Source organism: Gluconobacter sp. OJA, assembly GCF_039638325.1.
Classification (GTDB): Bacteria; Pseudomonadota; Alphaproteobacteria; order Acetobacterales; family Acetobacteraceae; genus Gluconobacter; species Gluconobacter cerinus.
Window position 1 is genome coordinate 498,934 of record NZ_JBDIWI010000002.1, and the last position, 21,962, is coordinate 520,895.

The 21,962-nt window shown below is 56.2% G+C and carries 20 protein-coding genes; 9 read left to right on the forward strand and 11 right to left on the reverse strand.

Annotated features, from left to right (window positions below; genetic code table 11):
• Nucleotides 1-218 precede the first annotated feature (218 nt).
• Nucleotides 219-1,655, reverse strand: coding sequence for a PLP-dependent aminotransferase family protein (locus tag ABDK75_RS12655; RefSeq protein WP_346006053.1), 1,437 nt, complete (start codon nucleotides 1,653-1,655; stop codon nucleotides 219-221).
• Between the two features lie 112 nt (nucleotides 1,656-1,767).
• On the opposite strand from ABDK75_RS12655, the gene ABDK75_RS12660 reads away from it, so the two are divergent.
• Nucleotides 1,768-2,382 carry a LysE family translocator gene (locus tag ABDK75_RS12660; RefSeq protein WP_086634204.1) on the forward strand — a complete coding sequence of 205 codons (615 nt, stop codon included), beginning with the start codon at nucleotides 1,768-1,770 and terminating at the stop codon, nucleotides 2,380-2,382.
• A gap of 9 nt (nucleotides 2,383-2,391) precedes the next feature.
• On the opposite strand, the gene ABDK75_RS12665 is transcribed toward ABDK75_RS12660, so the two are convergent.
• From ABDK75_RS12665 to ABDK75_RS12685, 5 genes are all read right to left on the reverse strand, one after another.
• A complete protein-coding gene (locus ABDK75_RS12665) occupies nucleotides 2,392-3,321 on the reverse strand; it encodes an ABC transporter ATP-binding protein (RefSeq protein ID WP_346006054.1) in 930 nt (309 codons plus the stop codon).
• Entirely contained in the window at nucleotides 3,318-4,271 is a 954-nt protein-coding gene (locus ABDK75_RS12670) for an ABC transporter ATP-binding protein (RefSeq protein ID WP_346006185.1), read from the reverse strand. Before ABDK75_RS12670 ends, ABDK75_RS12665 begins: the two co-directional genes overlap by 4 nt.
• Complete coding sequence (locus ABDK75_RS12675; RefSeq protein WP_046900201.1) at nucleotides 4,261-5,244, reverse strand: ABC transporter permease; 984 nt, start codon at nucleotides 5,242-5,244, stop codon at nucleotides 4,261-4,263. The genes ABDK75_RS12670 and ABDK75_RS12675 overlap by 11 nt, the downstream gene beginning before the upstream one ends.
• A complete protein-coding gene (locus tag ABDK75_RS12680; protein WP_346006055.1) occupies nucleotides 5,241-6,191 on the reverse strand; it encodes an ABC transporter permease in 951 nt (316 codons plus the stop codon). Before ABDK75_RS12680 ends, ABDK75_RS12675 begins: the two co-directional genes overlap by 4 nt.
• Before the next feature lie 119 nt (nucleotides 6,192-6,310).
• Nucleotides 6,311-6,505 (reverse strand): hypothetical protein, encoded by a 195-nt coding sequence (locus tag ABDK75_RS12685; protein WP_046900203.1) that lies wholly within the window; start codon nucleotides 6,503-6,505, stop codon nucleotides 6,311-6,313.
• A gap of 307 nt (nucleotides 6,506-6,812) precedes the next feature.
• On the opposite strand from ABDK75_RS12685, the gene cysK reads away from it, so the two are divergent.
• Both cysK and ABDK75_RS12695 read left to right on the forward strand, forming a co-directional pair.
• Nucleotides 6,813-7,808 (forward strand): cysteine synthase A, encoded by a 996-nt coding sequence (gene cysK, locus ABDK75_RS12690; RefSeq protein WP_046900204.1) that lies wholly within the window; start codon nucleotides 6,813-6,815, stop codon nucleotides 7,806-7,808.
• 127 nt (nucleotides 7,809-7,935) lie between these two features.
• The gene (locus tag ABDK75_RS12695; RefSeq protein ID WP_211499807.1) at nucleotides 7,936-8,613 is read left to right on the forward strand and encodes an alpha/beta hydrolase; all 678 of its coding nucleotides are present in this window, start codon (nucleotides 7,936-7,938) and stop codon (nucleotides 8,611-8,613) included.
• Here the strand turns inward: ABDK75_RS12695 and ABDK75_RS12700 are convergent.
• The 4 genes from ABDK75_RS12700 to ABDK75_RS12715 form a co-directional block, all read right to left on the reverse strand.
• The gene (locus ABDK75_RS12700; protein ID WP_346006056.1) at nucleotides 8,607-10,976 is read right to left on the reverse strand and encodes a heavy metal translocating P-type ATPase; all 2,370 of its coding nucleotides are present in this window, start codon (nucleotides 10,974-10,976) and stop codon (nucleotides 8,607-8,609) included. The genes ABDK75_RS12695 and ABDK75_RS12700 overlap by 7 nt on opposite strands.
• Nucleotides 10,977-11,055: 79 nt before the next feature.
• Complete coding sequence (locus ABDK75_RS12705) at nucleotides 11,056-12,771, reverse strand: SbmA/BacA-like family transporter (protein WP_346006057.1); 1,716 nt, start codon at nucleotides 12,769-12,771, stop codon at nucleotides 11,056-11,058.
• On the reverse strand, nucleotides 12,758-15,154 hold the full coding sequence (locus ABDK75_RS12710; protein WP_346006058.1) for a TonB-dependent siderophore receptor: 2,397 nt from the start codon (nucleotides 15,152-15,154) through the stop codon (nucleotides 12,758-12,760). The genes ABDK75_RS12705 and ABDK75_RS12710 overlap by 14 nt, the downstream gene beginning before the upstream one ends.
• A gap of 76 nt (nucleotides 15,155-15,230) precedes the next feature.
• Complete coding sequence (locus ABDK75_RS12715; RefSeq protein WP_086634247.1) at nucleotides 15,231-15,443, reverse strand: heavy-metal-associated domain-containing protein; 213 nt, start codon at nucleotides 15,441-15,443, stop codon at nucleotides 15,231-15,233.
• Between the two features lie 300 nt (nucleotides 15,444-15,743).
• Between ABDK75_RS12715 and ABDK75_RS12720 the strand changes: the two genes are divergently transcribed.
• The 4 genes from ABDK75_RS12720 to ABDK75_RS12735 all read left to right on the forward strand — a co-directional run bounded on the left by ABDK75_RS12720 (nucleotide 15,744) and on the right by ABDK75_RS12735 (nucleotide 19,107).
• Nucleotides 15,744-16,148: a hypothetical protein gene (locus ABDK75_RS12720; RefSeq protein WP_211501751.1), complete on the forward strand. Its 405-nt coding sequence runs from the start codon at nucleotides 15,744-15,746 to the stop codon at nucleotides 16,146-16,148.
• A gap of 85 nt (nucleotides 16,149-16,233) precedes the next feature.
• Nucleotides 16,234-18,030, forward strand: a complete 1,797-nt coding sequence (locus tag ABDK75_RS12725) for a copper resistance system multicopper oxidase (RefSeq protein WP_346006059.1) — start codon at nucleotides 16,234-16,236, stop codon at nucleotides 18,028-18,030.
• Between the two features lie 20 nt (nucleotides 18,031-18,050).
• Nucleotides 18,051-18,800: a copper resistance protein B gene (locus ABDK75_RS12730; RefSeq protein ID WP_099211154.1), complete on the forward strand. Its 750-nt coding sequence runs from the start codon at nucleotides 18,051-18,053 to the stop codon at nucleotides 18,798-18,800.
• Between the two features lie 25 nt (nucleotides 18,801-18,825).
• Nucleotides 18,826-19,107 carry a hypothetical protein gene (locus ABDK75_RS12735; RefSeq protein ID WP_099211047.1) on the forward strand — a complete coding sequence of 94 codons (282 nt, stop codon included), beginning with the start codon at nucleotides 18,826-18,828 and terminating at the stop codon, nucleotides 19,105-19,107.
• 25 nt (nucleotides 19,108-19,132) lie between these two features.
• Here ABDK75_RS12735 and ABDK75_RS12740 read toward each other — a convergent pair whose 3' ends face one another.
• Nucleotides 19,133-19,474: a metal-sensitive transcriptional regulator gene (locus tag ABDK75_RS12740; RefSeq protein ID WP_167386112.1), complete on the reverse strand. Its 342-nt coding sequence runs from the start codon at nucleotides 19,472-19,474 to the stop codon at nucleotides 19,133-19,135.
• A gap of 281 nt (nucleotides 19,475-19,755) precedes the next feature.
• Between ABDK75_RS12740 and ABDK75_RS12745 the strand changes: the two genes are divergently transcribed.
• Nucleotides 19,756-19,998 (forward strand): FeoA family protein, encoded by a 243-nt coding sequence (locus tag ABDK75_RS12745; RefSeq protein ID WP_046900211.1) that lies wholly within the window; start codon nucleotides 19,756-19,758, stop codon nucleotides 19,996-19,998.
• 8 nt (nucleotides 19,999-20,006) lie between these two features.
• The gene (locus tag ABDK75_RS12750) at nucleotides 20,007-21,875 is read left to right on the forward strand and encodes a ferrous iron transporter B (RefSeq protein WP_346006060.1); all 1,869 of its coding nucleotides are present in this window, start codon (nucleotides 20,007-20,009) and stop codon (nucleotides 21,873-21,875) included.
• Nucleotides 21,876-21,962 lie beyond the last annotated feature (87 nt).

A 21,962-nucleotide genomic window follows, 5' to 3' on the forward strand; every position in this document is an offset into this window, starting at 1 on the left:
CGACCCTGGTGAAGATGGGGAAACCCCGAATATGAAAATGGGAGACTAGCAGAGTCCTGCACTGAAGAGGGTGTTGCCGTCCATATCCAAGATACGCATAACGCGTTGCTTTTTCGAGAGCACAAATAACGCCCACTGACACACAAGACCGAGCTCACTTTTCGCTTCGCTATGCAGCAGCTTTAAGCAAGCCATTATGGTTGTTGCAGCGCGCCGCCTCAGAGAAGACCTGTCAGAACAGACCAGAGCTCGGGCTGCTCCACAGCACTGACGGTGAACCTCAACATGCTCGACGGTGCCTGCGTTGGAGAAAATAATGTTCCGGGTGCCAAAAGCATCCCTTTTGCAGATGCCGCCCGCGCAACGGCCTCAGAATCCTGCCCACAATCCGCCCAGACGAAAATACCCGCAGGCGGAAGATACGGCAGCGTAAGACCACATCCGATGAGCGCATCAGCACATTTCTGGCGCGCCTGATTGACCCTCTGCCGGAGCCGGGAAAGATGCCGACCGTAGTGTCCATCTTTCAAAAGACGCGCCATGACGTTTTCTCCCAGTTGCGGCGTACACAAACCAGCCAGAAGTTTTAGGTCCGTTAGCCGCGCCACAATATCCGGACGGGCCGCCAGCACACCTACCCTCAGACCAGCCGCCATCGTCTTGGCATAGCCTGTGACGAGAATAACCCGTTGCAGGCGGTCCATGGATGCAAGACGAATAGCAGTGCCATCATGGAAATCCGCGTAGGTATCGTCTTCCAGAACCATGAAGTCATATTTCTCGGCCAAACGCAGGATATCATGCGCCGCTGCGGCTCCGAGAGTATAGCCCGTGGGGTTGTGAACGACGCTGTTAATCAGGAAAAGCTTCGGTTTATGCTCCGCAGCCAGACGCTCCAGAACCTCCAGATCCGGCCCTTCCCGTCCCCGCGGCACACTGATGATTCTTGCCTCGTAAGCAGCCAGGCGACCGAAAATCAGAGGCCAGCCCGGCTCCTCAACCAGCACCGTATCTCCCCGCTGGACCATCAATCTCAGCACAAGATCAATTCCATGCGTGACACCCGCCGTCATCAGCAGATGATGATCCGGATGCGCAGCGATTCCCTGACCACCCAGCATGGCAGCAATATGTCGGCGTAACTGCGGGCTTCCCTGGGGGTGGCCGTACTGCAGTAACCCCGCAGAATCTTCCCGTGCGGCAGCCCGAATGGCGCTGGCAATCAGATCCGCATCCAGCCAGTGAGGTGGAAGAACACCAGATGCCGCAGTCAGGCGATTAGACTGCCCGGTACCGAACATTTCGCGCAAAAGCCATGTCACATCGAGCTTTGACTGCTCCGGGGGCGCCTGCGTTATGGCTTCCGCAAAGACCGGCGGCTCGACGGGTGAGCGTACGAAATATCCCGCGCCCGGCCGTGACAAAACCAGCCCGCGCGCCAGAAGACGCTCATACGCTTCCATCACCGTATAGCGACTGAGCCCTGCGCTTTCGGCCATTTTGCGAACTGACGGCAGGCGGCTGCCGGGCCTGAGCCTGTGTGTCTCTATACGCTCGGCGAATTTAGTTTCGAGTTGCTCGACGAGCGTTGTGTCACCACCACGGACGGGCTTCCAGGGGGGAAATGTCCCATGCTGAGCTGGCATTACTGTCATGGTCAAACCTCCGGAACAGTCTGAAAGAATCCTGTTCAACTGTACCGGTACTGTTCCGGTAATCCTTGTCATAGTGATCAGGATAATCCCGTCTGCAACAGGAAATTCCGTCATGCCGACTTACTGGCAGGCTTTTGCGCCTCTCGTTCTTTTCACGTTTGTCGCATCCGTTACGCCCGGCCCCAACAATATGATGCTGGCGTCTTCCGGGCTGACACATGGTTTCCGCCGAACGATCCCACACATGCTTGGGGTTGCGCTGGGGTTTGTCCTGATGGTGGTCATTCTCGGCCTTGGCCTGGGAAGCCTGTTTGAGCATGCACCCTGGTTTTACGTTGGCCTGAAATATGCCAGCGCGGCTTATCTGCTCTGGCTGGCTTGGAAAATTGCCACATCCTCAGCAACCCCCGAAGCCAATGGGAAAGGAAAACCCATCAGCTTCCTGCAGGCTGCTGGTTTTCAGTGGGTCAACCCGAAAGCTTGGGTCATGGCCGTCGGTATTGTTGCAGCCTATGTTCCGAAGGAAGGTTTCTTCTTCAACCTTGCCATCGCCGGCGTCATCTGTGGGTTGGTGAATTGCCCTTCCGTCGCGCTCTGGGCTGGCTTTGGCGCAGGCATGAGACGGTGGCTTCATCGGCCGCTTCTGTTACGGAGCTTCAACTATGCGATGGCTCTGTTACTGGTTGCGTCCCTTTACCCACTGGCTTTCGAAACGGCCTCTCGCTGAATTTCAACGTCACAGAGGGTAATGGCAGGCGACCTGCCGTCCCTCACCGGGCGACTGAAGTACAGGACGTTCTGTTGCACAACGCGGCTGGGCAATCGGACAGCGGGTATGGAAACGACACCCTGATGGCGGATTGACTGGGCTAGGCACGTCGCCTTGCAAAGGAGGCGGCAAAGCCCGATCCGGGCGCGGAACTGCGTCCAGCAATGCTTTGGTATAGGGGTGTGCCGGCCGGTCCAGCACGTCCAGACCGGGTCCCTCTTCCACAATGCTGCCCAGATACATGACAGCAATCCGATCTGCCATTTGCCGGACAACGGACAGATCATGAGAGATAAAGATGCATGCCACGCCCAGAGAAGCTCGCAGATCCCCAAACAGATTGACGATCTGAGCCTGAACAGAAACGTCCAGTGCGGAAACGGGCTCGTCTGCGACAAGAAGCTCCGGCCCTAGCGCCAAAGCGCGGGCAATGTTCAACCTCTGTCTCTGCCCCCCGGAGAACTCATGCGGGAAACGCCCAGCGACTGACTGGGAAAGACCCACCTGATCAAGCAGTTCCGCAACACGCTCCCTAACCCCATGACGACGATGAATGCGGAGGGGCTCGGCCAGAGACTCCCCCACGGTTCGGCGTGGATTGAAGGCAGCAGAAGAATCCTGAAAGACCATCTGCATTCGCGCGCGCCAGGGGCGCATTGCGCGATCGGACAGTCCGGAAATTTCCTGCCCGTCGAACATAACCTTGCCAGATGTCGGCTGTGTCAGACCAATCAGAGTACGTCCCAGGGTCGACTTTCCGCATCCGGATTCCCCGACGAGCGCCAGAGCTTCTCCTTTCCGCACCTGCAGGGAAACACCCGAGACAGCATGCAGCACACGTCCCCGGCCAAGACGGTAAGATTTCTCCAGATTGCGCGCTTCCAGCAGAACACTCATGCCGCATACAGGACACACGCCACGCGTCGTCCCTCCTCGATTTCAGTCAGAGGCGGACGCACGGCACATTCTGACCGAACGAAGCTGCATCTGGGAGCAAACACACACCCGGTTGGACGATTATCAGGTGTTGGCGGCTGACCTGGAATGGTTGGAAGCCGTTCGGGTCTGGGACCGTCCAAAGGTGGAATGGCCGCGAGCAACGCCTGAGTGTAGGGATGCAAGGGACGATCCAGCACATCCCGAACCGGGCCATTTTCAACCACCAGTCCCGAATACATGACTGCCACATGTGTGCAGGCCTGCGCTACAACACCCATATCGTGCGTAATCAGCATGACCCCGGCGCCGTCTTCCCGAATTTCGCGCAGCAAGGTCAGGATCTGAGCCTGCACCGTAACGTCAAGCGCTGTCGTAGGCTCATCGGCAATCAGCAGGGCCGGTGTGCAGGAGAGTGCCATCGCAATCATGGCGCGCTGGCGCAGACCGCCTGACAGTTGATGAGGGTACCGCTTTGCGGCCATGGCCGGATCGGGCACACCCATCCGTTCCAGAAGCTGCACCGTCCGTGTACGGGCCTCGCGTCTGCTGACGCGATGATGCAAACGGATCTGCTCGTCAATCTGCGCCCCGATAGACCTTACTGGCAAAAAAGCCGTCATCGGGTCCTGAAAGATCATCGCAATCCACGCGCCCCGAAGCTTACGCATCACCTTGTCCGGGAGGTTGACCAGTTCCTGTCCAGAAAAGAGGATGTGCCCGGATGCTTTCAGGCCAGGAAGAAGCCCCATGACGCTCATGGCCGTGAGGCTCTTGCCCGACCCGGATTCCCCCACGACCCCCAAAGCCTCGCCAGCTTTCAGGTGAAATGAGACACCTTCAAGGAGCCGCGTACCATCGGGCAGGTTCAGCTTCAGGCCCTGAATATCGAGCAACTGTTCAGCGTCCATGCTGACCATCCCTGATACGCGGGTCGAGGAGCGCATACAGTCCATCCACCAGAGCATTCGCAATGACAACGAACACAGCTGCATACATGACTGTCGCCATGATCAGAGGCAGATCCAGAGTGGCCAGAGCCTGATAGGTCAGACGTCCCACGCCCGGCAAAGCAAAGACGACCTCTGTCAGCAACGCTCCGCCGCCTAGCAACTGGGCAAAATCCAGACCGAAGAGCGAGACATAGCTCAACCATGACAGCCGCAATCCATGCCAGAGCCAAACACGAGCCGGCCCTGCGCCTTTCGCTCTTGCCGTGCGGATGGAGTCTTCCCCCATTGCGCTCAGAAGCTCTGATCGCAGGATGCGGGCATATAGTCCCATGAAGGAAACCGAGAGCGTCAGCGATGGAAGCAGCAGGGATTTTGCCCAGCCGATCGGACTTTGAGAGAGCGGCACATATCCCAGCGGAGGCACCCATCGAAACAGCCACGTATCGTGCCAGCGACTCTGGGTGAACAGATTGATTACCTCCCCGAGCCAGAAAACCGGCATGGACAGCCCGATCAGACCCAGCACCATCAGGACGCGGTCCACCCAGCTATCCCTCAGCACCGCGGACGCAACGCCAATTCCCAGAGAGCCCACAACCCAGAAGAAGGCAGCCCACACAACGAGAGACAGCGTTACAGGCGCCGCAGACACCACTTCGGGTACAACTTTCTGACCGTGATTGACGAAAGACGTGAGATCTCTGCTGACGAACAGTTTCTCCATCATGCGCACGTACTGAACAGGTAACGGGCGGTCGAACCCATATTCGGCACGGATCCGCGCCATGACCTGCGGGCTGGCCCCTCTTCCTGCGATACGCGCAGTCGGGTCTGCTCCGGGAGTGGCGAAGAAAATGCAGAATACCAGAACGGAAATGCCAAAAATCACCAGCGCCATCTGCCCGGTGCGCGACAGGAAACTGCGTATCATCGACCGGCTCCCTTTGGATCCAGATGATCCCGAAGGGCATTCCCCAGAACATTCAGGGCCAGCACTGTCACGACAATCGCTATGCCCGGCGCTATGGCGACAATTGGCCTTGTATAGAGAAGGCCTTCTCCATCCTGAATGAGCGTTCCCCATGACGCTGCGGGGGCCTGCACACCAAGAGACAGAAAGGACAACGCCGATTCCGCCAGAAGGCAAAGGGCCATGACGAGAGGCCCGAGAACAACCATCGAAGGCGCAAGACTGGGCAGGATTTCGCGTCGGAGAATACGAAAATCCGAGGCTCCCATTCCCCGGGCCGCCATGACGAATTCTGCTCGTGACAAACTCAGGACACGGGCTCGCAATGGGCGGGCGGCATACGGCACATAAACCAGCGCAATAATGCCTATGGGAATCAGAAAGCTATCGGCAGCAAGCGTTATAAACCCCAGATGAAGGCCATGCCCTACCGTTACAACCGACAGTGAAATGGCGAACAGGTAAACCGGGATAGCCCACAGGATATCGAGCAAGCGGGACAGGACGACATCCACCCAGCCCCCGAAATATCCGGCACAAATACCGATACTTCCCGAGAGGCACAGACACAGCAATGCGGCCGATGCCGCGATCAACAGGGAGCTTCGACCGCCATACAACAGACGAGACGCGACATCCCGTCCCTGGGAATCAGAACCCAGCATATAGGCGCCCGGTGACCAGTCAGGCCCCAGAGGCGTCAAACCCAGATGCAGAGGATTATCGTTGGGCTGCATCAGGTCCAGTGACTGGCCGTGACGTATGGTAGTTCCAGCAATGTTGGAAGAAAACGGGTCCACTCCCGCCATTTGGGCGTAGAGCGGAGCGCATAAGCTCGCCAGAATGACGAGCCCCAATGCCGCGACTGCAAGAGCAACGCCTTTCTTGACGGAAAGCGCGCGGATCATTCGCAGAAAACCGTTTCCTCCCACACACACTCCCATCCGCCGATCTGTTCAGCCTACCGTTCTAGCGGACCGACAGGGGAAGAGAAGAGGTGTAAAGGAAGAAACGTAAATCGTTTATTTCAGATCGGCCTCAGAACGGACCGTGCATGCTGCGAGACCAGACGGCGCAGGGCGGACAAATCTGTCAGGGTCTGGTTATGCAGCCCGCGAACGCTGTCATGGGCGGCATAGAACCGGCGCGCACCCGTTGCGCTGACCAGAATGGCAACGCCGAGAAAAATACCATTGATTTCGATAACTGTGGAACCAAGCATGACGTCGAACCTTAAAAGCGCCCGACATCTGTGTGCTGTCGGGAAATTACGAATGAAAAGAGAAAGAATTCCGGCGCGCGGAAAGTCTGCAACACGGTGGTTGCCAGCAGCACATTCGACACATCATCAGGATGCCCTTCCGGTGGATCAGTTCATGCTCTCATAACGGATGAAACGTCGGATCGTCAATATATTACGATAAACAATAAGTGATTGAAAAAATCATATATCATATTACTTTTATTTATCGTTTTTTAAGGCCAAATTCCATCCTGCCCTTTTCCACGTCCTGTGATACAGAAACGATATGAACAAAAAGGCCTTGTCTTCCCCCGCTCCCTTTGAAGGTTATGCCGCTCCGCGCGGTAAGGTTTACAACTCATTCCTGGAGACAGTCGGGGGCACGCCGCTCGTTGCACTGCCCCGCCTGACGGAACAGGAAAAGCTGCAGGGGCGCCTCCTGCTGAAGCTCGAGTTCTTCAATCCGCTAGGCTCCGTCAAGGACCGTATTGGCGTTGCCATGCTCCGCGATGCCGAGGCCCGCGGGCTGATCACGCCGGGACGGACAGCCCTCATTGAGCCGACATCCGGCAATACAGGCATTTCGCTTGCATTTGCAGCTGTTGCGCTAGGCTATCGCCTGATCGTCACCATGCCGGAAAGTGCCTCCATTGAGCGGCGCAAGATGCTGCGTCTCATGGGCGCGACAACCGAGCTGACACCTGCAAATGACGGAATGGCCGGTGCCATCCGCCGGGCAGAAGAGCTGATGGAAACGCTGCCTGACGCGTGGATGCCAAGTCAGTTTGAAAACGACGCCAATCCGGCAGTTCATGAGCAGACAACCGCGTTGGAAATCTGGAATGACACCGCCGGGCAAGTGGATATGGTTGTAGCCGGACTGGGCACTGGCGGCACGGCCTCAGGAATTGCGCACGGCCTCAAGAAACACAACAAGGCGATCAAGGTCTTTGGTGTAGAACCACGGGAAAGCGCCGTTCTACATGGTGATGAACCTGGCCCCCACGGTATTCAGGGTATTGGCCCCGGATTCCAGCCGGATACGCTGGATCTGCGGGCACTGGATAGCGTGATTGAGGTTTCAGAGCAGGAATCGCTGACAACAGCCCGTCTTTGTGCCGCCGTCGAAGGCATTCCCATCGGAATTTCCTCTGGCGCCGCACTCTATGCTGGCATGACTTTGGCCAAGAAAACCGCCAATCGCGGCAAGACGATCGTTGTTATCGCCCCGTCTTTTGCGGAGCGTTATCTCTCCACACAGCTTTTCGACGGACTGGCCTAAAAACGTTCAATAAAATAACTTTATAATATAGTTATTTTATTTAACTCTGATTTATGTTCGTTATTAATCCAGATCACAAATTCTGATCGGGAATTGTCTCCCGGTCAGGTTTCTGGAGGCTTTGGGCATGAACCTTTTCTCTGGCCGCGCAACTGCTCTGGACCTAGCAGCGAGTGCTCGAGCGCTTTCCTTTCAGCACTCGTCTGAAGAGACGGTTCTTGCCGCCGAATTTCATCACATCAAAACACAGTTCACGCCTTTGCTTGTGCCAGGGCTTTTCGGTTCCGGACAGCACCACTGGCAGACCCGATGGGAAACTGCTTTTGGCCTGCCTCGCCTGCATCAGGCAGACTGGGAAAATCCAACACCGGAAGAGTGGGACGCTGCACTGACGCAGGCCATTCAGCAGGCAGAAAAACCTGTCCTTCTGATCGCCCATAGCCTCGGTGCGGTCCTGACCATGCGGTGGCTCGCACAGCATGAGTCATCCAATGTCGCTGGTGCGTTCCTCGTTGCGCCAGCGGATATTGAGCATACGACGCACCCGGAAGCATCCCGCATCAACGCGTTTGCTCCACTTTCAGAGGCTCCCTCTCCGGTTCCCGTCGCCATGATGGCCAGCCGGAACGATCAGTGGCTTTCCAACGATCGTGCCCGGCTACTGGCACAACGGTGGCAAGCTGAATTTACGGATGCCGGTCTGACAGGACATGTGGGGAGTAATGATTTTCTGGGGCTCTGGAGCCATGGCGCCAGAACCCTTATCTCCTTTGTTCAACGCCGCCTCACGACACCAGCTCAGTGAGAGTGTGGTTTCCAGCGGTTCAGAAGCAGAGAATTACTTACGACCGAGACTGAGCTCATGGCCATGGCTGCACCCGCGACAATCGGGTTCAGCATGCCCAATGCGGCCAGTGGCAGACCCAGAACGTTATAGATAAAGGCAAAGAACAAATTCTGCCGGATCTTCGAAAGCGTAGCCTTAGATAGGGAAATGGCATCCAGAACGGCCGCCAATTCACTCTTCATAAGCACGACATCTGCCGTATCCAACGCAACGGCAGAACCGGCCCCGACAGCAAAACCCACGTCCGCTGCTGCCAGGGCCGGTGCATCATTGATGCCATCCCCAACCATCCCCACAACGGCACCTTGAGCACGATATTTCGTCACGCTTTCAGCCTTGTGCTGCGGTAAAACGCCAGCGAGGTAATCATCCACGCCAACCTGCCGCGCAACAACAGCTGCGGCACGCTCATTATCGCCCGTCAGCATGACAACCTTGATTCCACGCGCTTTCAGTGCGGTGACCGTTGAAATGGCATCCGGGCGAAGACCATCCCCCAACGCGACGATGCCAAGCAGGTGTCCTCCCGTGGCGACCGCAATTACGGTCTGCCCTTCATTTTCGAGCGCCGCCACCGGAAGAGCATCCAGGCTGTAGCCGGCCTGCGTGAGATAGCGCGGAGATCCGAGCAAGGCTGCCTCTCCGTCAATCTGGGCCTCAACGCCCAGACCTGGGATGGCCTTGAACCCATCCACACTCAAAATCGTCGCATGGTGAGCTGATGCATAGTCCACAATAGCCCGAGCCAGAGGATGCTCGGAATTCTGCTCCAGAGAGGTGGCTACGGCCAGCAGACGGTCGGCCGAAACCCCGTCAGCAGGATGCAAACTGGCGACGGTCGGGCGACCTTGCGTCAGGGTTCCAGTCTTATCGAGAATGATTGTCGTAAGTTTCTCGGCTTGTTCCAGCGCATCTGCATTCCGGAACAGAATGCCATTCTGGGCCCCTCGCCCTGTCCCGACCATGATGGCCGTCGGTGTAGCCAGACCAAGCGAGCAGGGACAGGCAATGACGAGAACAGAAACCGCTGAAATCAGGCTCCATGTCATGGAACCTGTGACCAGCCATCCGATCAGGAAAGTCGCGACAGCGAATGCGACAACGGCGGGAACAAAGATACCGGAAACACGGTCTGCCAGTCTCTGGACATTTGCTTTCGATCCCTGCGCCTGCTCGACCATGCGAACAATCCGCGCCAGAGCGGTATCCGAGCCAACACCTGTTGCCTTCACCCGAAGCATACCGTTCGCGTTGATCGTCCCGCCGAAAACTTCACTCCCGGCCTGCTTCAGAACCGGTACGCTTTCGCCCGTCAGCATGGCTTCGTTCACATCGGAAGCACCATCCAGCACTTTGCCATCCACCGGGACACTCTCGCCCGGCCGGACGACAAAGATGTCTCCGGTGTGCATATCAGCTACCGCACGATCAACCAGAACACCGTCCCGCTCGACATGTGCGGTTTGCGGCTGAAGCTGCAACAGGCTTTCAATTCCCGCGCTAGTACGCACTTTGGCGCGCGTTTCCATCAGCTTGCCGAGTGAAATCAGAGTGATGATTGCACCGCTGGCTTCAAAATAAACTGGCTGGGGCAAGTGCAGGATCGCGACGACGGCACTAAACAGATACGCGATGCTCGTTCCCAGAACGACCAGCACATCCATGTTCGCCGATCCGCCCCGAACTGCATTCCAGGCCCGGCGATAAAGATGAGCGCCACAGACGAACTGAACCAGCGTCGCACTTACAAACTGAACAGCAAGCGGGACTGTCTCCATACGCCCCAGCAACATTCCGAACATTTCAATGAAAAGCGGTAGTGCAAGTACGAATGTCAGCAGAAAGCGGTTTCGCTCCCGACGCCACACAGCCTCACGCTTTGCCTTCGGATCTTCGCGCTTGCCTTCATCCAAACGGGATACCCCAAATCCAGCCTTGGTGATTTTGGTCGCAAGATCGTCTGGTGTCACAATACCTGGAACATAAGTGACATGCGCACGCTCGGCAGCGTAATTTACGCTTCCCTGCACAGACGGCATCCGGTTCAGGACCTTTTCAATCCGCGCAGCGCAGGCAGCACAGGTCATGCCCGTAATTGCGAAGTCCACACCCTGCTCATCCACCGAGAAACCGGCTTTGCGCACTGCGGCAATAACGTCCCCGACTGTGGTGCCTGAGCCTTCCAGCTCGACCTGCGCACGCTCAGACGCAAAATTGACAGCTGCCTGAACACCATCCTTACGATTCAGAACTTTCTCGATCCGCGCAGCGCAGGCCGCACAGGTCATTCCACCAACTGGAAAACTGACCGTTTGTGACATCTGGGACTCTCCTGAGCGGACGGAATTCGCGAAGCCACAGGCTCCAAAACAAAGGGGGATGATATACCCCCATATGGTATTATAAAAGACGCTGAACAGTTACGCTTTTTTCGCGAAGAATCATTTCCTGGCCATGAAATGCTTTGAGGGCTGCGTGATGCGCAACACTGATGAGGGTGATGTGAGGCAGGCGTTCAAGGAGGCGAGCATAAAGATCAGCCTCGTTCTTCTCATCCAGAGCAGACGTTGCTTCATCGAGGAACAGCGTGGACGGTCGTGCAAGAAAAACCCGAGCAAATGCCAGTCGTTGCTGCTCTCCCGGAGATAACACGTCTCCCCAGGCCGCTTCATTCTCCAGGTCTGGCATAAGGAACCCCAGATTTACCGCCAGAAGCGCCTCTTCACAGGCTTCACGGGCATACCGATCCGGGGTTGCCGGATAGCTAAGGGCCTGAAGCAAAGAGCCAGTCGGAACATAACTGCGCTGAGGCAGGAACATGGCATCGCGCATGTTGAAAGAAATATGCCCCGTCCCCTGCGTCCACAGTCCGGCGAGGGCCCGTAGCATGGTGCTCTTCCCTGCCCCGGATGGCCCGCTAATGAACCATCGCTCTCCCGCAGGAATATGGAGGCTTCCTATATCCGCGATGCGAGAGCCATCAGAGCGATCCAGAGACAGAGCTTTGATTCCAATCCCATCGGCATCTGTCGGCTCCCGCACGATACCACCCGCCGGAAGGCTCACGACAACACGCTCAAACTCCCCCAGACGCTGAAGGATGGAGCGAAGCGTTGCCAGATCCGTGTAATTTTCGATGAACCATTGCAGGCTTCGGCGCACATTCATGAATGCTGAATTGATTCGCGAATACAGACCAAACGTCAGAGCATGGGCCAGCAGCTTCGGCACAAGCAGCGCCCACAAAACGATATTAACGCCACCCGTATAGAGTTCGACCACAGTATTCGCGCGCCACGTATAGGTCATGACGCTGCGCCAGTTTTTGGCAATACGGTTCAGGCATTCGGACAAACGGAAGTGCTCCGCAGCCTCCCCACCATAGAACGCGATCTGTTCCGCGTTGCGGCGAACATCCAGCAAGGTCGCGCGTAAATCAGCATCGTAATGCTGCTGACGATAATTAGCGCTGACAAGGGGGCCACCTGCTTTTTCAAGCACGAACGAGACCAGAAGAATGGAAATCGTCGTTCCGAAAAACATGTATCCGGGGATGACGATGTGCCAACCATGCCAGACAAATGAGAGCGTTCCACCGATCGTCCAAAGCACAACCGCAAAGGACAAAAAGGTTGTGACAGCCTGAATGGCTTCCAGCCCAAGGCGGAGCGTCCAGACGGTCATCTGGGCCAGATCATCGGCAATACGCTGATCCGGGTTATCAGCCCGGTTCTGACCATGTTCCAGATGATAATACGCGTCATCGGAGAGGTATTTGCGCAGATAAACCCGTGTATTCCACAGGCGCCAGCGCATGGAGAGCACCTGTGTCATATATTGCTGGATGACTCTCATTCCTGCGCTAAGCGACGTCATCAGAATATAAATGGGCAGTAACGCAATGCAGGCTGCAACACGGTACGCGAACATCGTGTCAAAAAAGGTCTGATCCCATTTCCCAAACCACACTGCGACCTGAACATCCAGGAAGGATAAGCCGATAATACTGCCCAGAAGGCCCAGCGCCTTCCAGCGATCTTCCGACCGCCAGTAGGGGAGCAGAACCTTCCAGTCAGAAAGAGAATGTGGAGGTGTCGGGGGTTCAGTATGTGCCACGAAGTGTTGCCATGAAACTGCGGGGAGCGGCTGGGAAGTTAAACTGCCAGACGCCGCTGGCACGTTCGTAATAATAGCGGTCTGTCAGATTATAGGCGTTCAACTGAAGTTTGAGATGCTTGTTGAACCGGTATCCAATGACGCTGTCGAGCGTCATGTAACCGCCCTGAACTGTCGTGGCATAACTGCCCCGAAGATTGCTGTATGCGTCCAGCCCGACGCCAAAGTTCAGTCCCTTCAGACGACCTTGCTGCACATTGTAATGCACCCAGGACTTGAACATGTGATGCGGTGAGAAAACACCCCCGAAGTCTGAAACTTTCGGGTTGGAAACCTTGGTATCCAGATATGTGTATCCGATGGAGACATCCAGTCCCGGCAGGATCTGGCCGTCCACCTGCGCTTCCCAGCCTTGCCGACGGATTGGGCCGGTCGTGATGTAAAAGCTGGTGTGATCCGGGTCCTGTACAGGCTGGTTCACACTCTCCATACGAAACAGGGCTGTGGATATGTTGAGGCGCCCGTGGAAGTACTCGCCTTTAAAACCAGTTTCAACCTGATTGCCCTGCTGCGGCGTCAAACCTTCTCCGTTGAAGGTCAGCCGCCCCACAGAAGGTGTGAAGATGCTGGCATAGCTGGCGTACCAGGAGAGGTTGGGCGTGATCTGATACACCGTGCCGAGATAAGGCGTCAGTTGGCCATGAATATTCGCCGTGGTTTTCCATGGGCTTTCCGGAGACGGACTGCCATCCCGCGTCTTTTCGGAAAAGCGTGACACCCGGCCGCCAAGAATCAGCGAAAGATGATGGATCAGCTCAAGGCGTAGCTGACCATAGAATCCCCACTGATAAGCATTGTCGTCTGTGCTCTCAGCTCCCTCCGCCGGGTTATAGGTAATACTGCCTGCGGCCGGTTTCTTTACGACCGCCGTATTGTTAATGCTGACATCAGAGTAGAGCGCGTCTGAATTTACAGCTCCGTAGGCAACATGTGTGTTGTAGGCGTTATAATTAAAGCCCAGCAGCAAATGATGCGTCCGGTGCAGAAGGCGGAAGCTGCCTGTTGCGTAGATGTCCGCAGATCTGGAGGTGTTTGTGCCCCGGTATGGAAAGTTTCCAGCGTCCTTGTAGGTCAGGCGCCCTGTCTGGGTATCAATGTTGGTCCACGGCTCATTATAAAGCGTGTTGTAGCTTTGGTCGTAGAATGTCCCACGTGCTGTGACGCTCCAGTCGCCCCAGAGCTTCTGCGTCAACGAGGCGATCGTCTGCTGGGTCATGTAATTGCTGTAGCCCCACGGTGGCGTGGGGTTCGCATCCCGCCCGCCATACCAGAGCGTCCGCGTGGTCGTGACGGGGAGCCCGTAATAGGGTGCATCAATATTCTGCTTCTGGGCCGCATGAGACACAAGGAATGTGGTGGACGGTGTAATGTCCCATTCCAAAGCGCCATAAGCCTGCCACATCCGATTATGGGCATACTTGTAGAAGTAGTCGTTATCCTGAAAGACGTCGGCCGTACGGAACCGTAGCGTTTTGGAGCGATTGAGCGGAACGGTCAGATCAACATCGGCGCGATAATTATTGAAGCTACCAACGGAGGCACTTCCGCTTGCAGCAAAATCCTTGCCGGGCTTTTTTGTCACCTGATTGACAACGCCGCCAGCTCCGCCAGCGCCCTGCAACAACCCGGCCGATCCGCGCATAACCTCGATCCTGTCAAACATGGACAGGTCAAAACTCGCATTGTTCAGCGTTCCAGCAGCGTTCGGTGTATTATCGATGGACGTCGTGAGTTGATAACCACGTGAATAGAAATTACTGTTGGCGGTAGAACCGGGAAGAACGCGGATACCGTTAATCTGCCGCATGGCGTCCGTCATCGTCAGCATGTTGGAATCTTCCATGCGCTGCTGTGTGATGACAGAAATGGAGTGCGGAATATCCTTCAATGCGACGAGCGTTTTACCCCATGCCTCTACGGCGGGTGCGGTATAGGAGCGTGGCGTTCCATAAACACGCAGGTTCTCTGTTCCGCCGTCTACGGTCGAGGCCAGATCGGGGCTTTGGGCCACGGGTACTGTAGCAATAGCTGCTGTAGTTTCTGGAGAAACCATCGGCTTCCCGCAGACCTGCCGTCCCCCCGCATCTTTGTGCTGAATGCGGCAATGAGACATTTTCTGGCGTGTTTTCTCTCCGCGTTCAGCAGCCTGAGCATCAGGAGCGGAGCCCATCAGGACAGTCCCACAAAGAAGGGCAGACCCGGAGACCGAGAACTTCAGGAAACGTCTGGATGCGTCAATGCCGTGATGTGTCATAAAACCTGCCCAGAAAAAATAACTCTGCCGCACAATTTGTTTCGATTTGACAATATAACGCTGCAGCATGACACCCGGACTGGTTTCACAGATTGAACCGGGTGTTGTGTACCGTGCGCCTCTCTGAATGAGAAGGCGAAGCGCGTTAGGAAACCAGGTCGAACCCTGTTTCTTCAACAGTTTCGGCCAGCCCCGCAGGAGTTGCCACGTCGGGATCGTACACCACCGTAACCTGTCCGCCAGCCAGTACGACTGTAACCGACGAGACGCCGCTCACGTGTTCCAGCGCCTCGCGCAGACGCTTTGCACATCCTTCGCAGGACATTCCTTCCACTTTGAGATGTGCTGTCTGCGTCATGGTCATTTTCCTTCTGGCTTACTCAGTATCCTTGGAATACTGCGATTCTTTCATACCCCTGTTGGGTATATGTTTTTCTCCTATGCGGTTTCCGGGCGGTTTTGAAATTAAAATCGTTAATATAACGTATTAAATAATGTGTACGGATGGGGGGTATCCAAGAGAAATCCTGTCTCCCTGCTTTTTGTGTGTGCTCTGTGGGTGAAATCTCTCTTCCATTCATTCCCTGCCTGGGTATAGGGTCATTGCAGGAGGCAGGCGAAAGGACATCCAGACGCCTGTGGAAGACAGGGATCTGTGATGCTCAAAACGCATACCCGGACATGGCTTGGCATCATTGCCTGCCTGCTGATGCAGGTGGGACTGATGGCTGGTGCCTTTCCGGCGCATGCAGCATCACGGGCACACGCCATGGCCATGACGCACTGCGTATCCATGACTCACAAGACGACTGATGCCTGCGACAAGCACAGTATGCCGGGCCTCGGAACTCCCACTCTCCATGATCATCATCACGCGGGGCATGGACAGGGCTGCTGCCACATCCATTCTGTGTCGGCTGAGCCTCTCTTGACGCTTGCGAACACACCCTCGTTGTCGGCGCATCCTGCGATTGCCAGACGCTTTGCCAAAACAGGCCACACATCGCTGTCTGGAACAGACTGGATTCCGACACCCCCTCCCCCCAAACAGCTGATTTCCTGAAACGACCCGATCCGCAGCTTTGCTGCGGCTGGAGTGTGCATCCGTGCGCTCCGGTTTTCCTGCACCGTTTCCCGGTTTTCAGCTGATGCCTAATTCATTCGACCCCATACGCCCCCTGACGCGGCGGCGTTTTGTTACGAGCCTCGGTGCGGGAGCCTGCCTGGGCGCCCTGCCTCACAAAGCACAAGCGAGCACTCGCACGTCTACAGGCCTTCTGCCTTCAACCCCTTCCAATATCTGGGATCTGAAGGTCAGCCGAACGCATATTTCTCTCGATGGAAAATCCATGCACGCCCCTAATATTGGTGGAACAGTGCCTGGCCCCATCCTGCGCTGGAAACAGGGCGAAACCGTCACACTGAACGTCTCAAACGCGCTGGATGAAACAACGTCGATCCATTGGCACGGCATCCGCGTCCCGTCCAATATGGATGGCGTGCCGGGCCTGAGCTTTGCGGGCATCCCACCGGGCGAGACTTTCAGCTATCGCTTTCGCCTGCATCAGAGCGGCACATACTGGTATCACAGCCATTCCAACATGCAGGAAGCGATGGGACTGTATGGCGCCATCGTCATTGACCCCATTCGTCCTGATCCGAATGCCTGCGACCGGGATTATGTCATCTTTCTGGGAGAATGGACGGATGTCATGCCCCATGACATCGTCAGCAATCTCAAAATGCAGGATGACTATTACGTCTTCCGTCAACGCACGGCCGCATCCTTTCCCAAAGAAGCCCGTGACGCAGGGAGCGCCATGGCCGCTCTGAAGGATCGGCTTGCCTGGTCCCGGATGAACATGGCCGCAACCGATATCGCGGATGTTTCAGGCGCTATCTACACCTATACATTGAACGGCAACGCGCCAGACATGAACTGGAACGGCCTGTTCCGCCCAGGCGAGCGTGTGCGTCTGCGCTTCATCAATGGCGCCACCATGACGCTGTTTGACGTGCGGATTCCCGGGCTCGAAATGCTCGTCGTTCAGGCGGACGGCAACGATGTGGAACCAGTTCCGGTTGATGAATTCCGCATCGGCGTGGCGGAGACATATGACGTCATCGTTCAGCCCAAGGAAGACCGGGCCTATACGATCTTTGCTCAAAGCGAAGACCGAACAGGCTTTGCCCGCGGCACACTGGCGCCTCGCTCGGGCATGCGTGGACTGATTCCGCCCATGGATCCACGCCCCGTCCGCACCATGGTCGACATGGGTATGGGCAACATGAAGCCGGGAGAGAGCATGGACCACATGGCGATGCCCGGAATGGACCACGGCACGGACATGAAGAACATGCCTGGAATGGATATGTCTCACATGGACATGAGCCATATGGGTCATATGTCCATGCCAAAAATGGAAATCGACGATCCTGGGTCGCCGCCGATTAATGTCGAAAACCAGAACGTCGCGATAATGCCGATTGATCGGACAAACAGCCCAGGGGATGGACTGGAAAACAATGGGCGACGCGTCCTGAACTACGGGCAGCTTCGCGCGACACGACCGGGCGCAGACCGCAGGCCTCCATCACGGGAGATTATCCTGCATCTGACGGGAAACATGGATCGTTATATCTGGGGCTTTAATGGCCGAAAATTCTCAGAGTCCGGACCAATCCGCCTCAAAAAAGGAGAGCGTGTCCGCTTCACACTGATCAATGACACCATGATGGAACACCCGATCCATCTGCATGGCCTGTGGAGTGAACTGGAAAACGGACAAGGCGATTATCGCCCTTACAAGCACACCATCATTTCACAACCGGGATCTCGCATGAGCTATCTCGTGACGGCAGATATTCCCGGCATGTGGGCCTATCACTGTCATCTGCTCTATCACATGGATCTGGGCATGTTCCGCACCGTGGTGGTGTCATGAAAGCCGCCTGGGCAGCAACCATGCTTCTGGCTGGAACCGGTATGGCTTATGCCGAAGACACCACGCAGTATCATGCCGCGGATGCTCCGGTTCCGGGCGCGGTCACGCATCTTGGCAACATCATGCCCGTGATGATGGACCAGAGCAGCTGGTTCCATGGCATTCTGGAGCAGGCAGAAGGGCGCTATGCCCCCGCCGGCACTGATTTCCGCTGGGACGGTGAAGTCTGGTACGGCACGGATTATGACCGACTCTGGATCAAGTCTGAAGGCACGCTTGAGAAAGGGCACCTGAGCGATGGCCAGCAGGATATTCTCTACAGCCGTGCCATTTCCACATACTGGAACCTTCAGGGCGGCGTGCGTGTTGACTTGGATGATGGCCCGACCCGGACGTGGGGGGCCTTCGGTATTCAAGGGCTGGCCTTATACCAGTTCGAGTTTCAGGCCACAGGGTATGTCAGTGATCGTGGGCGCTTTGGTGCCCGCGTCGAGGGATCATACGACTTCCTATTGACCAATCGCCTTATTCTCCAGCCTCAGGCGGAGTTCAATCTCTATACGAAGTCTGATCCAGCCCGACAGGCAGGCGCAGGCCTGTCAGACATCGATGCCGGGCTCAGGCTTCGTTACGAGCTATGGCGAAAATTCGCGCCTTATGTGGGCGTCACATATTCCGGCCATCTGACACAGGCCCGCAGGATCGTACGGGATCAGGGCGAGAAGCCCGGCTCGGTACGCTTCAGCCTCGGTATCAGAAGCTGGTTCTGATCTTCAATTTTCAGGAATTCTCATAATGAAAAAAGCTCTTCTCGCTGCTTCCGCCCTTCTGTTCGCCACAGTGGCATATGCTGCCCCCACCCAGACACCCGCACCCAAGGCGCCTGTGGCCGTAAAGGCAGACCCTCTGGCAGGCCTGACCATGGATCAGCAGATGGAACTCTGCGAGCACCTTGAAACTCTTAAGACGCAGAGCAAACCCTTAACTCCGAAGATGCAGCAGCAGCTCAAGGCCTGTCAGGCGATGAGCATGGACGCTCCTTCTGACACAGCCCCGGACGCGACACAGGACCGCTAAATCCACCGATGGAAAAGAGGAGGCGTCAGCGCATCATCCGGCGCACGACCTGCAAAAGCTCGTCAATCGCCTCTTCGCCACCGTCCGTCTGCACGGCTTTCCTGACACAACCATTAGCGTGCGTGGACAGGATCTGGATGGAAACACCGTCCAACGCAGATTTGATGGCGGAGATCTGTGTGAGAATATCAACGCAGTAACGGTCATCCTGAACCATGTTCAGGATACCACCAACCTGACCCTCGATCCGACGGATGCGGTTCAGAAGTGCCTTCTTCTGAGGTTGCTCAACGCGCTTCTCACCGGGTGTCTCACTGGTGGCACAATGCACACAGCCGTCTGCCGGAATCTCGTCTTCTCTCGTCATACTCTTCATAGGTCACGGCTCCTCTGCGGTCATGCGAAGGCGTTCATAGCATCTCCACGCTCATTCCGACCATTCAGCCCTATCAGACGGGCTCTTTCTGGCGTTCTTGAGGCGGCCCACAGGATATCACGCAAGAAAAATCCTGAGGCACACAGTCAATAAGTAAACTGTGGATGCAAATAATTCTCATCTCTCTCTTTTCGCTCCCGCCGGATGAGCCTATCTAGGGAAACGGCCAGCACGCCCAAGGGAGAGCTGGGAGGCACTGGGATAAGAAACTGATGTGGTATCTGAATACACTCTCCAAAGGAGATCATGCCATTATTGATCGGGTCGAAGAGCTGACACTGGCAGACCCCATTTCTGCCCGCCTAGGCGAACTTGGCTTTGTTCCGGGCGAAAGAGTGGAGATTGTGGCGACCGGTCCAATCGGCGCAGACCCTATTGCTGTTAGTCTTGGCACGTCCCGTTTTGCGCTCCGCAAAGGAGAAGCAGCGCGTATTGTTCTGCGCCGCCCAGTCTGACCATCATAATGACGTCTCCCGCCTCGCCGTCTCCTACGACTCATGTGTTACAGACTGCCCTTGTTGGAAACCCGAACTGCGGCAAGACTTCGCTTTTCAACCAGCTGACCGGAAGCCGTCAGAAAGTAGCGAACTACGCTGGCGTTACTGTCGAGCGAAAAGAAGGCTTTTTCTCCACGCCGCTAGGTCGCCCGATCCGCGTTCTAGATCTTCCTGGGGCTTACAGTCTGGCATCTACGAGCCCGGATGAGGATGTCACGCGCGATGTCTGTCTGGGACAGCACCGTACTGAAAAACGTCCTGAACTTCTGATCAGCGTTATTTCTGCAACCAATCTTCGGCTGCATCTGCGCTTTCTGCTCGAACTTCGTCAGCTTGAAGTCCCCGTCATCGTTGCGCTCAACATGATGGATGAAGCCAAGCGCAATGGCATGACCATTGATATTGCCGGGCTTGAGCAAGAACTCGGCATGCCGATTGTGCCTGTCATCAGCCTGAACAGGCAGGGTGTTCAGCCTTTATTGGAAGCTTTGGACCGCCCTCTTCCACCCCCGCCAAAAGCGCTTTCCCCGGACGCGGACCTTCATGCCGAAGTCCGACGTCTGCTTCAGGCTTATGTTACGGATCGCTCTGCTGGCCATGCCCGATTAGTTGATCGACTGGATCGCTGGTTCCTGCATCCTGTCTGGGGCCCAGTCATTCTGTTGGTCGTGCTGTTCGTGATGTTCCAGACAGTCTTTGCATGGGCACAACCTCTCATGGATGCTCTGGGAAGTGGCATTACCATGCTTGGGGAGTTCATTCTCAGGCCGCTGCCTGACGGTGTCTTGCGGAGCTTACTGGCTGATGGCGTTATCGCAGGCGCAGGAACAGTCATTGTTTTCCTCCCGCAAATTCTGATTCTCTTCCTGTGGATTCTGGCCTTGGAAGAGTCTGGATATCTGCCGCGTGCGGCATTCCTTCTGGACCGTGTCATGGCTTTGGCCGGACTGAGTGGCCGGTCTTTCATCCCGCTTCTCTCCAGCTTTGCCTGCGCCATTCCCGGCATTATGGCCGCACGCACCATTCAGAATCCCCGGGATCGGCTGGTCACGATCCTGATTGCTCCACTCATGACGTGCTCCGCCCGTCTGCCAGTTTATACGCTGCTAATTGGCGCATTCATCCCGCACAAAACAGTTCTTGGGATTTTTGGAATTCAGGGTCTGGTTCTGTTTGGGCTCTATGCGCTGGCAATCGTCAGCGGCATCATCGCCGCGCGCATCATGACGCGTGGCGTCAAATCAGAAGAACATCCACTCCTTCTGGAGCTCCCGCCGTATCGGCGCCCTAATCTCAAGAGCCTAGCGCTCGGTCTGTGGCAGCGTGCCGTGATGTTCCTGTCACGGGTTGGTACGATCATTGTATCGCTGAATGTCCTGCTCTGGGGCCTATCTAGTTTCCCGCTTCCCCCCGCCGGTGCGACTGGTGCGGCTATTGACTACAGCCTTGCGGGCCGGATTGGGCACCTGATGCTGCCGATTTTTGCTCCCATCGGTTTCAACTGGCAGATCTGCGTTTCCCTGATTCCCGGCCTCGCTGCACGTGAAGTCGCCGTCAGCGCGCTGGCGACAGTCTATGCACTCGGGGTGAGTGAAGACGCTGCATCCGCGAAGCTTCTGCCACTGCTTTCCAGCCAATGGAGCATTGCTACCGCTCTCTCGCTGCTCGCGTGGTATGTTTATGCCCCGCAATGCATCTCGACTCTGGCTGTCATGCGACGGGAAACCCGGTCCATGAAAGTCGTTCTGGGAGCAACAGCCTATCTTTTTGGTTTGGCCTATGTCGCAGCCTTCATCGTCTATCACGTCGCCAGGGCTGTCACAGGAGACGCATGATGATTGAAACAATCGTTGCCATTCTAATGGTCAGTATCGCAGCACTCTACTGGTTTGCACGTCTCTTTCCAGTGAGTTGGGGGCGCC

Excerpts from the sequence above, each read along its gene's own strand:
- ABDK75_RS12655 (WP_346006053.1), bottom strand. The coding sequence starts at position 1,655 with ATGACAGTAATGCCAGCTCAGCATGGGACATTTCCCCCCTGGAAGCCC.
- ABDK75_RS12660 (WP_086634204.1), top strand. The coding sequence starts at position 1,768 with ATGCCGACTTACTGGCAGGCTTTTGCGCCTCTCGTTCTTTTCACGTTT.
- ABDK75_RS12665 (WP_346006054.1), bottom strand. The coding sequence starts at position 3,321 with ATGAGTGTTCTGCTGGAAGCGCGCAATCTGGAGAAATCTTACCGTCTT.
- ABDK75_RS12670 (WP_346006185.1), bottom strand. The coding sequence starts at position 4,271 with ATGGACGCTGAACAGTTGCTCGATATTCAGGGCCTGAAGCTGAACCTG.
- ABDK75_RS12675 (WP_046900201.1), bottom strand. The coding sequence starts at position 5,244 with ATGATACGCAGTTTCCTGTCGCGCACCGGGCAGATGGCGCTGGTGATT.
- ABDK75_RS12680 (WP_346006055.1), bottom strand. The coding sequence starts at position 6,191 with ATGATCCGCGCGCTTTCCGTCAAGAAAGGCGTTGCTCTTGCAGTCGCG.
- ABDK75_RS12685 (WP_046900203.1), bottom strand. The coding sequence starts at position 6,505 with ATGCTTGGTTCCACAGTTATCGAAATCAATGGTATTTTTCTCGGCGTT.
- cysK (WP_046900204.1), top strand. The coding sequence starts at position 6,813 with ATGAACAAAAAGGCCTTGTCTTCCCCCGCTCCCTTTGAAGGTTATGCC.
- ABDK75_RS12695 (WP_211499807.1), top strand. The coding sequence starts at position 7,936 with ATGAACCTTTTCTCTGGCCGCGCAACTGCTCTGGACCTAGCAGCGAGT.
- ABDK75_RS12700 (WP_346006056.1), bottom strand. The coding sequence starts at position 10,976 with ATGTCACAAACGGTCAGTTTTCCAGTTGGTGGAATGACCTGTGCGGCC.
- ABDK75_RS12710 (WP_346006058.1), bottom strand. The coding sequence starts at position 15,154 with ATGCTGCAGCGTTATATTGTCAAATCGAAACAAATTGTGCGGCAGAGT.
- ABDK75_RS12715 (WP_086634247.1), bottom strand. The coding sequence starts at position 15,443 with ATGACGCAGACAGCACATCTCAAAGTGGAAGGAATGTCCTGCGAAGGA.
- ABDK75_RS12720 (WP_211501751.1), top strand. The coding sequence starts at position 15,744 with ATGCTCAAAACGCATACCCGGACATGGCTTGGCATCATTGCCTGCCTG.
- ABDK75_RS12725 (WP_346006059.1), top strand. The coding sequence starts at position 16,234 with ATGCCTAATTCATTCGACCCCATACGCCCCCTGACGCGGCGGCGTTTT.
- ABDK75_RS12730 (WP_099211154.1), top strand. The coding sequence starts at position 18,051 with ATGCTTCTGGCTGGAACCGGTATGGCTTATGCCGAAGACACCACGCAG.
- ABDK75_RS12735 (WP_099211047.1), top strand. The coding sequence starts at position 18,826 with ATGAAAAAAGCTCTTCTCGCTGCTTCCGCCCTTCTGTTCGCCACAGTG.
- ABDK75_RS12740 (WP_167386112.1), bottom strand. The coding sequence starts at position 19,474 with ATGACGAGAGAAGACGAGATTCCGGCAGACGGCTGTGTGCATTGTGCC.
- ABDK75_RS12745 (WP_046900211.1), top strand. The coding sequence starts at position 19,756 with ATGTGGTATCTGAATACACTCTCCAAAGGAGATCATGCCATTATTGAT.
- ABDK75_RS12750 (WP_346006060.1), top strand. The coding sequence starts at position 20,007 with ATGACGTCTCCCGCCTCGCCGTCTCCTACGACTCATGTGTTACAGACT.